General features: G+C 63.8%; 13 protein-coding genes. 5 read left to right on the forward strand and 8 right to left on the reverse strand.

The features are described from left to right. The first annotated feature begins 95 nt into the window (after positions 1–95). Positions 96–1,082 (forward strand): bile acid:sodium symporter family protein, encoded by a 987-nt coding sequence (locus ACNQOP_RS05975; RefSeq protein ID WP_416403658.1) that lies wholly within the window; start codon positions 96–98, stop codon positions 1,080–1,082. Here the strand turns inward: ACNQOP_RS05975 and ACNQOP_RS05980 are convergent. Beyond that, positions 1,079–2,083: a LacI family DNA-binding transcriptional regulator gene (locus ACNQOP_RS05980; RefSeq protein WP_416403659.1), complete on the reverse strand. Its 1,005-nt coding sequence runs from the start codon at positions 2,081–2,083 to the stop codon at positions 1,079–1,081. The two genes, ACNQOP_RS05975 and ACNQOP_RS05980, sit on opposite strands and share 4 nt — an antisense overlap. Positions 2,084–2,213: 130 nt before the next feature. On the opposite strand from ACNQOP_RS05980, the gene ACNQOP_RS05985 reads away from it, so the two are divergent. Continuing rightward, positions 2,214–3,461, forward strand: a complete 1,248-nt coding sequence (locus tag ACNQOP_RS05985; RefSeq protein ID WP_416403660.1) for a D-arabinono-1,4-lactone oxidase — start codon at positions 2,214–2,216, stop codon at positions 3,459–3,461. An 86-nt stretch (positions 3,462–3,547) separates the two neighbouring features. Here ACNQOP_RS05985 and ACNQOP_RS05990 read toward each other — a convergent pair whose 3' ends face one another. Genes ACNQOP_RS05990 through ACNQOP_RS06005 form a run of 4 tightly spaced genes read right to left on the reverse strand, consistent with a single transcriptional unit; the run spans position 3,548 to position 9,112 of the window. Beyond that, a complete protein-coding gene (locus ACNQOP_RS05990; RefSeq protein WP_416403661.1) occupies positions 3,548–5,311 on the reverse strand; it encodes an acetyl/propionyl/methylcrotonyl-CoA carboxylase subunit alpha in 1,764 nt (587 codons plus the stop codon). Between the two features lie 7 nt (positions 5,312–5,318). Continuing rightward, a complete protein-coding gene (locus tag ACNQOP_RS05995; RefSeq protein ID WP_416403662.1) occupies positions 5,319–6,950 on the reverse strand; it encodes a 5-oxoprolinase/urea amidolyase family protein in 1,632 nt (543 codons plus the stop codon). 6 nt (positions 6,951–6,956) lie between these two features. Next, complete coding sequence (locus ACNQOP_RS06000; protein ID WP_416403663.1) at positions 6,957–8,306, reverse strand: MFS transporter; 1,350 nt, start codon at positions 8,304–8,306, stop codon at positions 6,957–6,959. A 47-nt stretch (positions 8,307–8,353) separates the two neighbouring features. Beyond that, complete coding sequence (locus ACNQOP_RS06005) at positions 8,354–9,112, reverse strand: LamB/YcsF family protein (RefSeq protein WP_416403664.1); 759 nt, start codon at positions 9,110–9,112, stop codon at positions 8,354–8,356. Between the two features lie 109 nt (positions 9,113–9,221). On the opposite strand from ACNQOP_RS06005, the gene ACNQOP_RS06010 reads away from it, so the two are divergent. Next, positions 9,222–9,920 carry a GntR family transcriptional regulator gene (locus ACNQOP_RS06010; protein ID WP_416403665.1) on the forward strand — a complete coding sequence of 233 codons (699 nt, stop codon included), beginning with the start codon at positions 9,222–9,224 and terminating at the stop codon, positions 9,918–9,920. Here ACNQOP_RS06010 and ACNQOP_RS06015 read toward each other — a convergent pair whose 3' ends face one another. Further along, complete coding sequence (locus tag ACNQOP_RS06015; protein WP_416403666.1) at positions 9,921–10,646, reverse strand: LysR family substrate-binding domain-containing protein; 726 nt, start codon at positions 10,644–10,646, stop codon at positions 9,921–9,923. Positions 10,647–10,679: 33 nt separating this feature from the next. Here ACNQOP_RS06015 and ACNQOP_RS06020 point away from each other — a divergent pair, with 33 nt between their 5' ends. Then, entirely contained in the window at positions 10,680–11,129 is a 450-nt protein-coding gene (locus ACNQOP_RS06020; protein ID WP_211710371.1) for a DUF5997 family protein, read from the forward strand. Positions 11,130–11,201: 72 nt separating this feature from the next. Here the strand turns inward: ACNQOP_RS06020 and ACNQOP_RS06025 are convergent, their stop codons facing one another. Beyond that, positions 11,202–11,585: a VOC family protein gene (locus ACNQOP_RS06025; RefSeq protein ID WP_284987161.1), complete on the reverse strand. Its 384-nt coding sequence runs from the start codon at positions 11,583–11,585 to the stop codon at positions 11,202–11,204. A 105-nt stretch (positions 11,586–11,690) separates the two neighbouring features. Here ACNQOP_RS06025 and ACNQOP_RS06030 point away from each other — a divergent pair, with 105 nt between their 5' ends. Then, positions 11,691–12,242 (forward strand): hypothetical protein, encoded by a 552-nt coding sequence (locus ACNQOP_RS06030; RefSeq protein WP_416403667.1) that lies wholly within the window; start codon positions 11,691–11,693, stop codon positions 12,240–12,242. An 83-nt stretch (positions 12,243–12,325) separates the two neighbouring features. Here ACNQOP_RS06030 and ACNQOP_RS06035 read toward each other — a convergent pair whose 3' ends face one another. Then, entirely contained in the window at positions 12,326–13,837 is a 1,512-nt protein-coding gene (locus ACNQOP_RS06035; protein WP_416403668.1) for an APC family permease, read from the reverse strand.

Below are 13,837 nucleotides of genomic sequence, written 5' to 3' on the forward strand. Positions count from 1 at the left end.
CCAAACCGGGGATGAGACGACGGTCATCTGACATATACACGGCCGTGAATGTAACGAAGTCGTCCCTGCCGCGGGCCAAGTGTGAGCATGGATGAATGCTTGAGGCAACCAATACCCCGTCAAAGACCCAAGAACCCGCGAACGCAGCCCTTGCCGCTGAGGCCAGGATTGCGCGTATTGCCGTGACGGTGTTCCCGCTCCTGGTGGTGGTTGCCGGCGTCCTCGGGTTCCTCATTCCAGACCTGTTCAAACCCATGGGTGTCGCGGTCCCGTACCTGTTGGGCGTCATCATGTTCTGCATGGGTCTCACGCTGACCCCACCGGACTTTGCCTCGGTTGCCCGCCGCCCCTGGGCCGTGGCACTGGGTATTGTGGCGCACTACGTGATCATGCCCGGCGCCGGTTGGCTCATCGCCGTTCTTCTGCAATTGCCGCCGGAACTGGCCGTGGGCCTCATTCTGGTGGGTTGCGCTCCGTCGGGTACTGCTTCGAACGTCATGGCGTTCCTTGCCAAGGGCGACGTTGCCCTTTCTGTGGCTGTCGCCTCGGTTTCGACACTGATCGCACCCCTTGTGACACCGGCACTGACGCTGTTCCTGGCGGGTTCCTTCCTGCACATCGACGCCGGCGCCATGGTCCTGGACATCGTAAAGACCGTCTTGCTGCCGGTCATCGCAGGCCTGCTGGCCCGCTTGTTCCTTTCCAAGCTGGTCGCAAAGGTCCTTCCGGTACTCCCCTGGGCGTCCGCCGTCGTTATTTCCCTGATCGTAGCGATCGTCGTGGCGGGCAGCGCCAGCAAGATCGTTGCTGCCGGCGGAATTGTCTTCCTGGCAGTCGTCCTCCACAACGGCTTTGGCCTGGGGTTGGGCTACTTGGCCGGCAAACTCGGCCGCCTGGACGACAAAGCCCGCCGTGCCCTCGCATTCGAGGTGGGCATGCAGAACTCGGGGCTGGCCGCCACGCTGGCTACCGCCCACTTCGGCGCACTGGCCGCACTGCCGTCCGCCGTGTTCTCCCTGTGGCACAACATTTCCGGCGCGATTGTCGCCGCCTGGCTGGCTCGGCGTCCGCTGAAGGACTAACCCCGGGTGGTGCCGCGCCGGTGCAGTTTCCACGGCGAGGCCACCCGGACGCCGGCGGCGGGAGTGGTGCCAGACAGGCGGTCCAGGAGCATATGGACCACCTTTTCGAAGATGGGGTCAGGTCCCACGGTGGTCAACGCGGGATCGTATTCCTGACCCTCCGTTGAGTTGCCCACACCGACTATCTGGATATCTTCAGGCACCCGAAGGCCCAGCCTGTAGGCGGCTCGGATGGCCTGCAACGCCTCCATGTCGTCGGTGCAGACCATGGCGGTGGGCCGGTTGGGCATCTGGAGCAGCTCGAGCGCCGACCGGTACGCTGTAGCCGGGTGATGGTTCGACGTCCTGAGCAGAGACTCGTCGAGCGGAATTCCGGCCCTCTCAAGCCCAGCAGCGTATGCGGCATAGCGGCTCTTCCGGCGGCCTGCCGGATCGGCCCTGCGGATGCAGGCGATCCTGCGGTGGGACGCGGTGAGGAACTCCATGCACTCCCTCAGCCCAGCCTCGGATTCAGGGGCCAGGACGTCGAATCCCTGCGGTTTCATGGTCCCCGAGATCACCACTTGGGCAACCCCGCGGCGGGCCAGCTCCGTGACCGTTTCGTCCTCGGACCTCGATTCCGGGAAGTAGCCGATGATCACACCATCAGCACCGCCGGACATCACGAACTGACGCCAATCGTCGCCCAACAGGATCACTGGCTGGAACCCATGCTCGGGCAGGATCTTTGCGGCCGTTGTTGCCAAGGCCCGGTCCCAAGGCCACTCGAGGTTCCCGATCGCCACAGCCACAACATCCGTCTTGCCCCGACGCATTCCCCGGGCAGCCTGATTTGGCACATAACCCAGCTCTTTGACCGCCGCCAGCACCCGGTCCTGGGTGGGCTGGCTGATCCGGGTTGTGCCGCCGTGCCGGCCGGAGAGCACGTATGACACCGTGGTCAGCGATACGTCGGCCGCCATCGCAACGTCACGGATGGTGGGCTTGGATCCCTTGCTCACGGGGCGACTCCTGGTAGACAGCGCATTTCCTGAACTCTATCTTCAACCAGTTGGACTCCCCTTGACGCAATTAGTTGAGAGCGTTAACAATTACGGGAGTTATCTGTATCCCAAGCTGGAAGATCATTCAATGAAGAACTGGGCAGGAAACCTCGAGTACTCCTCCACGGAAGTGCACCGCCCCACGTCGGTTGGCGAGCTGCAGGAGCTCGTCGCCAATGCGTCCCGTATCAAGGCTCTCGGTTCCCGGCACTCCTTCAACACCGTCGCCGACACGGACGGGACCCACATCCTGCTCGACGCCCTGCCTCAGGAAATTGCCCTCAACAAAGACAAAGGGACCGTCAAGGTCAGCGGCGGGATCAGCTACGGCGCGCTGGGACGCGCGCTGGAGAAACAGGGATACGCCATCCACAACCTCGCATCGCTTCCCCACATCTCCGTCGCCGGCGCCATCCAAACAGGCACGCACGGCAGTGGGGTCAACAACCCCTCCCTGGCTGCCGCCGTCGTGGGCGTTGACCTTGTGCGCGCCTCCGGCGAGCTGGTGACACTCACCGCGGACGACGACGAATTCCTCGCCAGCGTGGTGGGCGTGGGAGCCCTGGGCATTGTGACGGGATTGGAGCTTGCTGTCAGGCCCAGCTACGAGGTCCGCCAGCGTGTCCTTACTGATCTGTCCTGGGACGGCGCCCTGGCGAACTTCCACACCATCGCGGCCAGCGCCTACAGCGTAAGCTTCTTCACGAATTACACGGGAGATGCCATCCCCCAGGTGTGGTTCAAGGCGCTGGACACCGAAGCTCCTCTTGCGGACCTGTTCGGCGGGACGCCTGCGACCGCGGCACTGCACCCGCTGCCTGATATGTCCGCCGAGAACTGCACCGAGCAGCTGGACGTCCCCGGAAAGTGGCTTGATCGCCTGCCGCACTTCCGGCACGAATTCACGCCAAGCAATGGCGAGGAACTCCAGAGCGAATTCCTGCTGCCCCTGGACCAGGCGCCTGCGGCACTACAGGCTGTCCGAGGCCTGGCGGCCACGTTGGCACCGCTGTTGTTCATCTCCGAAATCCGCGCAGTGGCCGCGGACGAGTTCTGGCTCAGCCCTTTCTACCAGCAGCAAAGCGTAGCGCTGCACTTCACGTGGAAGCCCCTGCAGGCCGAGGTGGAGGCGGTACTCCCCGAACTCGAGGAAGCGCTGCGTCCGTTCGGTGCCCGGCCGCACTGGGGCAAACTCTTCACTCCCAGCCAGTACGACTTTGCCGCTCTCTACCCCCGTTTCGGGGATTTCCGCGCGCTCGTCCAGGCGAACGACCCCACGGGCAAGTTCCGCAATGGTCTACTGGACAGCGTGCTGGGCGTAGCCGTTAGGTCCTAGCCGGACACCTGGTCCGTTGCCCAGCCGCTGTTCCGTTGCTGCCCAGCGACGGATCAGCGGTTTGGCAACGGGACCGGCGAGGGCTCCTACTCGATGTGGGCCAGGACAGCGCCCGCCGTAACAACTCCGCCAGCGGCCGACACTACCTCTGACAGTGTGCCCGTCCGGTGCGCGGGCACCTGGGTTTCCATCTTCATGGCTTCCAGGACAACCAACGGATCACCGGCGGTAACCTCGGCTCCCGGGTCGACGAGCCACTTCACCACTGTGCCCGCCATGCTGGAGACCAGTGCGGACTCGGCGGGTGAGTCGCCGACGCTTGAGACAGAACCCGGCGTATCGGTCGATGTGGAAAAGGCTGGGACGCCCTGCCCTGACCGGGCCCAACCATCCAACAAATCGGCTGGAAGACCCACGGCGAGCCTCTTGCCATCAACGTCTACAGTGATGGTTCGCCGTTCTCCTCCCGGGGCCACCACGTTGTACTCGGGGTCCACGGGAATTTTGTCCGCAAAGTCGGTTTCGATCCACCGCGTGTGCACCCTGAGTCCGGCAGCGGAGGTGAAGTCCTCGGACTCCAGGACGGCCCGGTGGAACGGCAGAACGGTGGCCAGGCCGGTGATGGTGATTTCGCCGAGGGCACGGCGGGCACGGCGCAGAGCCTGCTGCCGATCTGCTCCTGTGACGATCAGCTTGGCCAACAGCGAATCAAACTGCGGCGCAACGAACGAACCGGAGCGTACACCGCTGTCCAAACGGATGCCCGGTCCGGTGGGCGCCTCGAAGAGAGCCACGGTGCCCGGTGAGGGCAGGAAGCCTCGGCCCACGTCCTCCGCGTTGATGCGGAACTCGAAGGAGTGTCCGCGCGCCACGGGATCCTCGGTAATGCTCAACGGCAACCCTGCAGCGATCCGGAACTGTTCCTGCACAAGATCAATTCCAGCGGTTTCTTCCGTGATGGGGTGCTCGACCTGAAGGCGGGTGTTGACCTCGAGGAAAGCTACGGCGCCATCTGCTGAGACCAGGAATTCCACCGTTCCGGCACCGTAGTAGCCGGCTTCGCGGACGATTGCCTTGGCGGCGCTGTAGATACTGCTTCGCTGGGTGTCGCTCAGGAAGGGCGCTGGAGCTTCCTCCACGAGTTTCTGGTGCCGGCGCTGAAGGGAGCAGTCACGTGTTCCCACCACCACCACGTTGCCGTGGACATCGGCAATGATTTGGGCCTCGACGTGGCGCGGCCGGTCAAGATACTGCTCCACGAAGCATTCGCCGCGACCGAATGCTGCCACAGCTTCACGGACGGCGGAATCGAAGGCTTCCTCCACTTCGGCCAGTTCGCGAACCACCTTCAGTCCGCGGCCGCCACCACCAAAGGCAGCCTTGATGGCGATAGGAAGTCCGTGTTCCTCAGCGAACGCCCGAGCCTCGGCGGCCGAAGAAACCGGGCCGTCGCTGCCGGCAACAAGGGGAGCTCCGGCGCGGACGGCGATTTCGCGGGCCGTGATCTTGTTGCCCAACTGCCGGATCGACTCCGGCGAGGGACCGATCCACTCGAGTCCGGCGTCGAGCACTGCCTGTGCGAAATCGGCGTTCTCGGAGAGGAAACCGTATCCGGGGTGGACGGCGTCCGCGCCGGACTGCTCCGCCACCGCGAGCAGCTTCCCGATGTTCAGGTAGCTCTCAGCGGGAGAGTTTCCGCCCAGGCTGTAGGCTTCGTCCGCAGTGGCAACGTGCAGGGCATCGGCGTCGATGTCCGCGTAAACGGCCACCGAGGCAATGCCGGCGTCGTCGCAAGCACGGGCGACGCGGACGGCGATTTCGCCACGGTTCGCGATCAGGACCTTGCGCATCAAATACTCACTTCTCTGGGGTGTTCATAAAAGTCGTTGAATCCGGAACGAACCGGAATCGGATTCGTCCGCCGATGGGCACCTGCGCGGCACGGTCCAGGTGTTCATCGCGCACCACGCCGATTACCGGATAGCCGCCGGTGATGGGGTGGTCGGCCAGGAACAGCACGGGCAGTCCGGCGGGTGGAATCTGGAGGGCTCCGGCCATGGTGCCTTCACTGGGTAGTTCACCTTCGCGGCTACGCTCCAGCGGGGTGCCGTCCAAACGCATGCCCACCCTGTTGGACTGCGGCGTGACCACCCATTCCTGGGAGCACAGCGAATCAAGCGCCTCCTGTTCGAACCAGTCGGCCCGGGGTCCGGGAACTACGTCCAGCTCCGTGACGCCGTTGCCCGGGAATTCGGGTTGCAGTTCGGGGCTGCCAACAGCAGTGGAAACGGTAGCTTCGCCCACCGGGAGCATCTGTCCTATAACCAAAGGAGCCGGGCCGATCCCGGACATCGTGTCCGCCGAACGGCTACCCAGGACCTCGGGAACGTCTACTCCGCCCCGGATGGCCACGTAATTCCGAAAGCCGGACTCGGGGGCACCCAGGGTGAGTACTTCGCCGTCGAGCAGCGCGAACGGCGTGGACATTGCGACGGCGCGCGCGGCGGCGCCCTCAGATTCAACCCACGACGGCGGCTGGATGGCCAGCGTCGTCGGCGCACCTGTCACGGCAATCACTTGGTCGCCGACTGCCTCGATCGTCAGCCCGCCGTTGACGCTTTCAATGCCGGCGGCCGAGGAACCATTCCCCACCAAGCGGTTGGCCCGTCGCAGTGAAGCCCTGTCCAAGGCACCGGCAGCAGACACACCCAGCGGACCGAAGCCGCGGCGTCCCAGGTCCTGGATGAGGCTCTGGGCACCCGGATTCAGAATTCGAAGACCCGAGTCAGGGTGGTGCTCCGCTTCGGGCTCAGGCAACGTCGAAGCACTGCTCGTGACCACTTCGCGGACGGCCCGGTACTGCACCCGGTCGCCGGGACGAACCAAGGCAGGCTGGGACCGTTGCAGATCCCACATCCTGGCCCCGGTCCGGCCGATCAATTGCCACCCACCGGGCGAACGGCGGGGATAAACGGCGGAATACTGCCCGCCCAGGGCCACGGATCCAGCGGGAACCGCTGTGCGTGGTGACGGACGACGAGGAACCGTGAGTGCCTCGTTCTCGCCCACCATGTAGCCAAAACCGGGCGCGAAGCCAGCGAAGGCCACGGTCCAGATCTGGCCCGTGTGGGCGGCAACAACACCATCCACGCTCAGGCCGGTCAACTCCGCGACATCGGCGAGGTCGTCGCCGTCGTACACGGTGTCGATGACCACCAGTCCGGAATCTGCAATCTCGGGCGCACTGAGTTCCAACTCCAGGAGCCGGGCGCCGATAGCGCGCGTGGCGGCAGCAGACTCACCCACCACCATCACTGTTTCCGCGGCGGCAAGAACGTCCACCTGCCCCGGCAACGGCGCCTTGTTGAGCATGTCCTGCAGGGCGAGGACATCCTGCAGCCCATCCAGTTCGGCCAATACAGCCCGGGTGCCGACCGGACGAACGGATCGAACCCTTTTTGCGGTGGTGGTGTGCATTACGGTTTCCATCTTTTGCTACGCCGCCGGCTGAGCGTGCGTCCCCTGCACCAAACGAACGTCTTCTTCAGGTTTGGGGTCCCGGCCCAGGAGCATGCCCACGATCGTGACGACTGCCGCAACGAGGATGTAGGCGGCGATCAAATACCAGCCACCGCCCGCAGCACCGTAGAGCGCCGTGAAGATGATGGGGGCGACGGCTCCGCCGATCACACCGGCCAGGGTGTAAGCCAGCGAGCTGCCGGCGTAGCGCAGCCGCGCCGGGAACTGCTCGGTGATGAAGGCTGCCTGGGGTCCGTACATGAAGGCGTGAAGAGCCAGGCCGATCACGGTTCCAATGGTCAGCATGGCGACGGACTTGCCCTGGATCATCAGGAAGAACAACGGGATGTAGGCTGCGGTTGCCGCTGCTGCAATGCCGTAGACCCAGCGTCGGTTGAAGCGGTCAGTCAGAGCCCCGGCCAGCGGGATCAGGAAGAGCTGGAATGCGGAACCGATCAGGATGGCGGACAGGACATTTCCTGTGGTCATGCCCAGCTGCTTGGTGGCGTAGACGGCCACGAACACCGTGAAGAGCGCGTAGAGGATGTCGGGGCAAACGCGTGAGAGTGCTGCTGCCACCAATGCCTTGGGCTCCGTGGTGAAGACTTCCTTGATGGGAGCTTTGGGGCGGTCGCCCTGAGCCTGGATGGCCTTGAACACCGGGGTTTCCTCGAGCTTGAGGCGGATGATCAGGCCGAACACCACCAAAAGTGCTGAGGCGAGGAAGGCCACACGCCAACCCCAGGAAAGGAAGGCCTGGTCGCTGAGGGTTGCGGCGAGAACGGCAAGGACGCCATTTGCCATCAGGTTGCCCGCCGGTGGGCCGATCTGCGCTGCCGAGGACCAGAAACCACGCTTGTTGGGGTCACCGAATTCGCTCGACAAGAGGACTGCGCCGCCCCATTCGCCACCGACGCCGATGCCCTGGGCCAGACGCAGCAGCACAAGGATTGTTGGAGCTGCCACGCCGATCACGGAGTAGTCCGGCAGTGCTCCGATGAGGACGGTGGCCACCCCGATCAGGACAAGGGTGAAAACAAGGACGTACTTGCGGCCGATCTTGTCGCCAAGGCGGCCGAAGATGACGCCGCCAATCGGACGGGCCAGGTAGCCAACCGCGAAGGCTGAGAACGAGAGCAACAGCGCCACGAATTCGTCATTGCCCGGGAAGAAGATCTTCGGGAAGACGAGTGCGGACGCCACAGAGTAGATGGCGAAGTCGTAGTACTCCAGCGAGGTGCCGGTGAGGCTGGCGACGTACGCCTTAAGCGCACCTGGCGGCGGCTTCCTTGTCGCTGCCTTTGCTGCGTTGTTGGTGCTGGTCATGATGACCTCCGGGGGGATGAGGGATGGTGCGGGGCGCCCGGGGTGGGCTAAAGGAACGAGCCGACAGTCACGCCGGCACCGCTGAGGGCGGATTTCACTGCGGTAGCCATGGCAACGGCTCCGGGTGAGTCACCGTGAACGCAGATGCTTTCTGCGCGGATGTTCAGGATGGAACCGTCCGTGGTCCTGACGGACTGTTCGGTGGCCATCCGCAGGACGTGCTCCGCAACGTCGGCGGGATCGTGCAGAACAGCACCTGGCTGGTTGCGCGAAACGAGCGTTCCGTCGGGGTTGTAGGCGCGGTCCGCGAATGCTTCGGGCACGCCACGCAGCCCGGCGTCTTCAGCGAGGCGGAGGACTTCGGAGCCTGGGAGGCCGAGGATCGGAAGGTTGGGGTCTACCGATTTCACGGCTTCGACGACGGCGCGCGCCTGGGCGGTGTGCTTGACGATCGCGTTGTAGAGACCGCCGTGGGGCTTCACGTACTGGACGCGGGCTCCGGTGGTGGCGGCCAGCGCTTGCAGCGCTCCGATTTGGTACACAACGTCGTCTGCCAGCTCCACTGGATTGATGTCCATGAACCGCCGGCCGAAGCCTGCGAGGTCGCGGTACCCGACGTGGGCGCCAATTACGACGCCGGCCTGCACCGCCTTCTCGCACGTGCTGCGGATGACGCTGGGATCGCCAGCGTGGAATCCGCAGGCCACGTTGGCACTGGACACCGACTCAAACATGGCCGCATCATCACCAAGCGTCCAGCGGCCGAAGGATTCGCCGACGTCGCTGTTCAGATCGATGATTGCCATGATGTGATCCCTGCCTCGTGATGTGCGTTACATCAAGGATGCACCAAACTGCTGGATTGTTCAACAATCCAGCGATCCTGATTTTCGGCAATCGTGTAATTTTGGTGTCATGGCCAGTGCAGATCAGGAATCAAGCGAACAAGCTGGCTTTGATGGCGCGCGCGCCAGGATGCGGCTCCGGGTTCCGTCCGTGGCTGAACGCGTGGCCGAAGAACTGCGTTATCAACTCGCCGAGGGCTTCCTCGTACCGGGCTCCAAGCTCACCGAAGCCACCATCGCCGAGGACCTGGGCGTCTCCCGCAACACGGTCCGTGAAGCGTTCGCCGAACTGGCCGCTGAACGACTCCTCCTCCGCCAGCCCAACAAGGGCGTCTACGTCGCCACCCTTGAGGCCGGCGATATCCACGACGTCTACACCGTCCGCCGCGCCATCGAGGTCAGCTCCATCCGGGCGGGTGGCTCGCCGGAGCGCATTGCTGCCGTCAGGGCCGCCGTCGAGGAGGGTAAGCGCGCAGCAGCAGCCGACGACAATGAAGGACTCGGCAGCGCCAACCAGCATTTCCACGGAGCAATTGTTGCCCTCGCCGAAAGCAACAGGCTGGACACGATCATGGCCCAGATCCTGGCGGAGATGCGGCTCTACTTTCACAAAGCCACCATGAACGCCCACTTCTACAGCGACTGGCTGGCCGAAAACGAGCAAATCTGCGCAGCGCTGGAAGCCGGCCACTTGGAAGAGGCCGGGGACCTGCTCCTGGCCTACCTCAACCGTTCCGAGCAGCAGCAGACCGCAATCCACGGGGACTAGTCAGCGCTTGCCCTTCTTGCGCGAACCCTTGCCGCGGCCCTTGTCCGGATTCGGGGCGTAGCGCTGCGCGACAGCGGGCTTCTTTGGACCGCCACCGCGGCGATCCGGCTTTTGAGCCTTCTTGGGCTTCTCTTGCTGGGCAGACGGCTGCCTGGAGCTTTGCGCCGTACGGCCACGCACGATCCCGATGAATTCCTCGATGACCGGATTATCCGTGCCCACCAGCCACGCAAGGCCGATCTGGGTTCCGGGAGCACCAGTAAGGCGGCGCATCACCGTGTCCTTCTGGTTCAGGTGCCTGGCCACGGACATCGGCAGGATCGCCAATCCCGCGCCCGATGCGACAACCTGCAGCGCCATGTCAGGGCCGCCCATTTCGTCGATGTCCAGGAAGTTTTCCTCGGCAAGGTCGTCCAGGGCGACTTCCTCGAACACGGAGATCTCATGTCCCTTGGGAGCCACCACCACCGGCTGCTCTTCATACAGGGGGATAACGTTGAGGCCTTCACGATCCACGGGCAACCGAACAAAACTAAGGTCCGCTGAACCATCACGCAGCACCGAAAGCTGGGCGGCGTCGTCGGACATGAACGCATGCAGCGGATACTCGGGCATGCGCTCTTCCCACCTACGAATCCACTTCCCAGGCGTCACCCCCGCAACATAGGCGACCCGGAGGCCCGGTTGGGGTTCGGCGGATTCGGGGGATTCTTCAGCGGCTGGCACACACTCACAGTACCGGCCAGATACCCTTGAAGCATGACCCCCAAAGACTCCCAGTCCATGAAGCCGGCAACAGTTGCCAAGAAACTCGGCATCTACCTGCCGGCGACACCGCAGGAGTTCCAGGATTCATCGATCTCCCGCGACGAATTCGCCGAACTTCAGGCCAACCCGCCGGAGTGGCTCGCCGAACTGCGCCGCAACGGCCCCCACCCGCGACCGGTTGTAGCGCAGAAGCTGAACATCTCCATCAGTGGCCTCGCCCGCGGCGGCGTGGAAGAAGCGCTCACGACGGCGGAAATCAGCGAGCTGCTGCAGTCTCCCCCGCAGTGGCTGGTCACCGAACGGGCCACGCACGCCGCGGTCCGCAGCGAAGCCCAGCGCGTCAAGGACGAAGCCCACAAGAAAGCAGCAACCAAGGAAGCCAGGGAGAACGCCGCCGCCAAGCGCGACGCCCCCAAGGCCTCCAAGCGGGACCACGCGTAACGTTTAGCATTTCAGTGGCCGGGACCAGGGGTCCCGGTCACTGCTTTTTAAGGCCACTGCTTTTTAGCTGTTCTAATCCTGATGAAGCTGGACGAAGTTGCCGCAGCCGTCGTCAAATACTGCGCTGACGCCGGAGGGGTCCTCAGCGGGCTCACTCTTGAAGGTGACCCCAGCGGCGAGCAACCGCTGGTACTCGGCCCGCACATCGGGCACGCCCAAAACCACTGCGGGCATCCCTGCCTGATAGACGGCGTTCATGTAGTTGGCACCAATGGGGTTGTCACTCGGCTCCAGCAACAACCCGGGCGAGCTGTTGTTGTCCGCCCCGGGATCCTTGATGATGAACAGGTTGTACTCCGGCATGGCCATGAGCGTCTCAAAGCCCAGGGTCTCCGTGTAGAACGCGTGAGCTGCTGCGGGGTCCTTGACATGGATGCTGCACATTTTCAGTCTCATGCGCCTAGGCTACGCGCCGGGGCAGACAACCTGCCCCCTCGCGCCCACGCAGGCACTGGCGCATACTGAAATCAAAGCCATGTGATGTCGCCTGGAGGTGGTCCGATGCCCGCCATGATGCTCCTGTGGGGTGCAGCCCTGGTTCTTGCAACCGCAGCAACCACGTACGCCCTGCACAGGAAACTAATGCATGGTCGCGACCCGGAGCCGGACGGGATTTTCTGGGACGTTTTCGGAGGGTCGGTGGTGATCCTTCCCGCCATCCTGGTCCCGGCAGTCCAGTGGTCCCCCGCCGGCCTCATCATGGTCCTGGTGGGAGTGGCTACCGTTGGCGGAACCCTGGCGAGTATCCGCAAAGTGGAGCGGATCCACGCAGCCGAACCCCGGCGTCGTGCTGGTTTTGTCCAGGACACCGCCCGCCACCAGAACCTCCTCCAGCAGTGGCAGAGCTACGAGCTTGACCCCGGCCGGACCATCGACTTTCCGGCCATGTCGGACGTCAGGATCACCGAAACGGCGATGCTCGCCCGGGCCATGCGCGAGGCGGAATACTGCAAGGTGACCGCCGGCACGGACTACAGATCCGCCGTCGAACGCCTGGCCGAAGCACTGGCTGCGGCAGAACGCGCTGCGGGAGTCCCAGAACCTACGTTGTGAGGCCCACTCTGCGCCCCGAAGCGTGGATTTAGCGCGCAGAGCGGGCCCCACAACGCGCACGTAAAGGCGGGCGCGCCCCAGGTTTACGCCCGGGTCAGCACCTTGCCCTTGAAGAACTCGGGCCGCAGCCGGTACATCACCAACATGATCGCCACGCCCAGCAGGATCACGCCCATGCCAAGGATGAACACCAGGCCCACCCCGCCAACCGATGATCCGGAACCATATTCCGGATCCATCGAGTCCATGGCGGTCTTTACGAACATCACCAACAGGATCACCCCGCCCACCAGAGGCGCCAGGAGCTTGAAGAAGAAGGCGCGCACGCTGCTGAAAGCCACGGCCCGGAAGAACCAGACGCAGGCCAGGGCCGTGATGCCGTAGTAGAAGCAGATCATCATGCCCAGCGCCGTAATGGTGTCCCAGAGGGCGTTTTCCGAGACCGTCCGGGTGATCACGTAGAACGCCGCTGCGGCGATTGCAGCAGCAATCGTGGCGAAGCTGGGGGACTTGTACGTGGGGCTGATGCTCCCGAACCGCGGTGAGATGGCACGGTAGTGGCCCATGGCCAGCATGGTCCGGGCTGGCGAAACAAACGTGGACTGCAGGGATGCCGCCGAGCTGCTCAGGATGGCCAACGACATGAGGATCGCGAACGGACCCATCACCGGGCCCGCCAGGACGGCGAAAATGCTGGACTGGTTTTCCGGGTTCCCGGCACCCAATCCGGTGTCGCCGACGCCCGCGAAGGACAGGGTGGCCAGCGCGACGGTCATGTAGATGATCACGATGACCAGCACAGTGATGGTCGCTGCACGGCCCGGGGTCTTCTCCGGATTCTTGGTTTCCTCATTCATGGTCAGGGTGACGTCCCAGCCCCAGTAAATGAAGATCGAGAGCGAAACGCCTGCTGCGAACTGCGAGAACGAGTCCACCGCGAAAGGGTTGAACCAGTCGGGCGAAATGGCTGTGGCATCAAACGCGGTTCCGTTGGCAACGTGCGCGAACGCCGATACTGCGAACCAGCCCAGGACCAGCAGCTGGAAGGCCACCAGCACGTACTGCACGCCCTTGGTGGTCTCCATTCCGCGGTAGGAAATCCAACACGCAATGGCAATGAACACCAACGTGGTGGCGATATTCAAGGGCAGGATCTTGCTGAGGCCGGCCAGATCCGGATTGCTGAAGAGCTGGCCGAGCATCAGGTAGAAGAAGTCCACTGCAACGGCCGCAAGGTTGGACAATACGATGATGGTCGCTGCGATCAGCCCCCAACCACCCATCCACCCGATCCACGGCCCGAAGGCGCGCGTCGCCCACGTGAAGGAGGTGCCGGCGTCGGGCATTGCGTTGTTCAGTTCGCGGTAACCGAGCGCCACCAGCAGCATGGGGATGAAGCCCACCAGGAAGATGGCGGGAAGATGCACGCCCACTTCCGAGACCGTGGGGCCCAACGCTGCGGTGAGGGTATAGGCGGGCGCGATGCAGGAAACACCGATCACGACGGCGCCGATCAGGCCCACCGATCCGGCTTTCAGTCCCTTTTCACTCAGGGAAGATTCTTTCGACTGGACCGTCTTTGGTGCAGTTGACAT

This window comes from Arthrobacter sp. LFS091 (genome assembly GCF_047977885.1).
GTDB lineage: Bacteria > Actinomycetota > Actinomycetes > Actinomycetales > Micrococcaceae > Arthrobacter.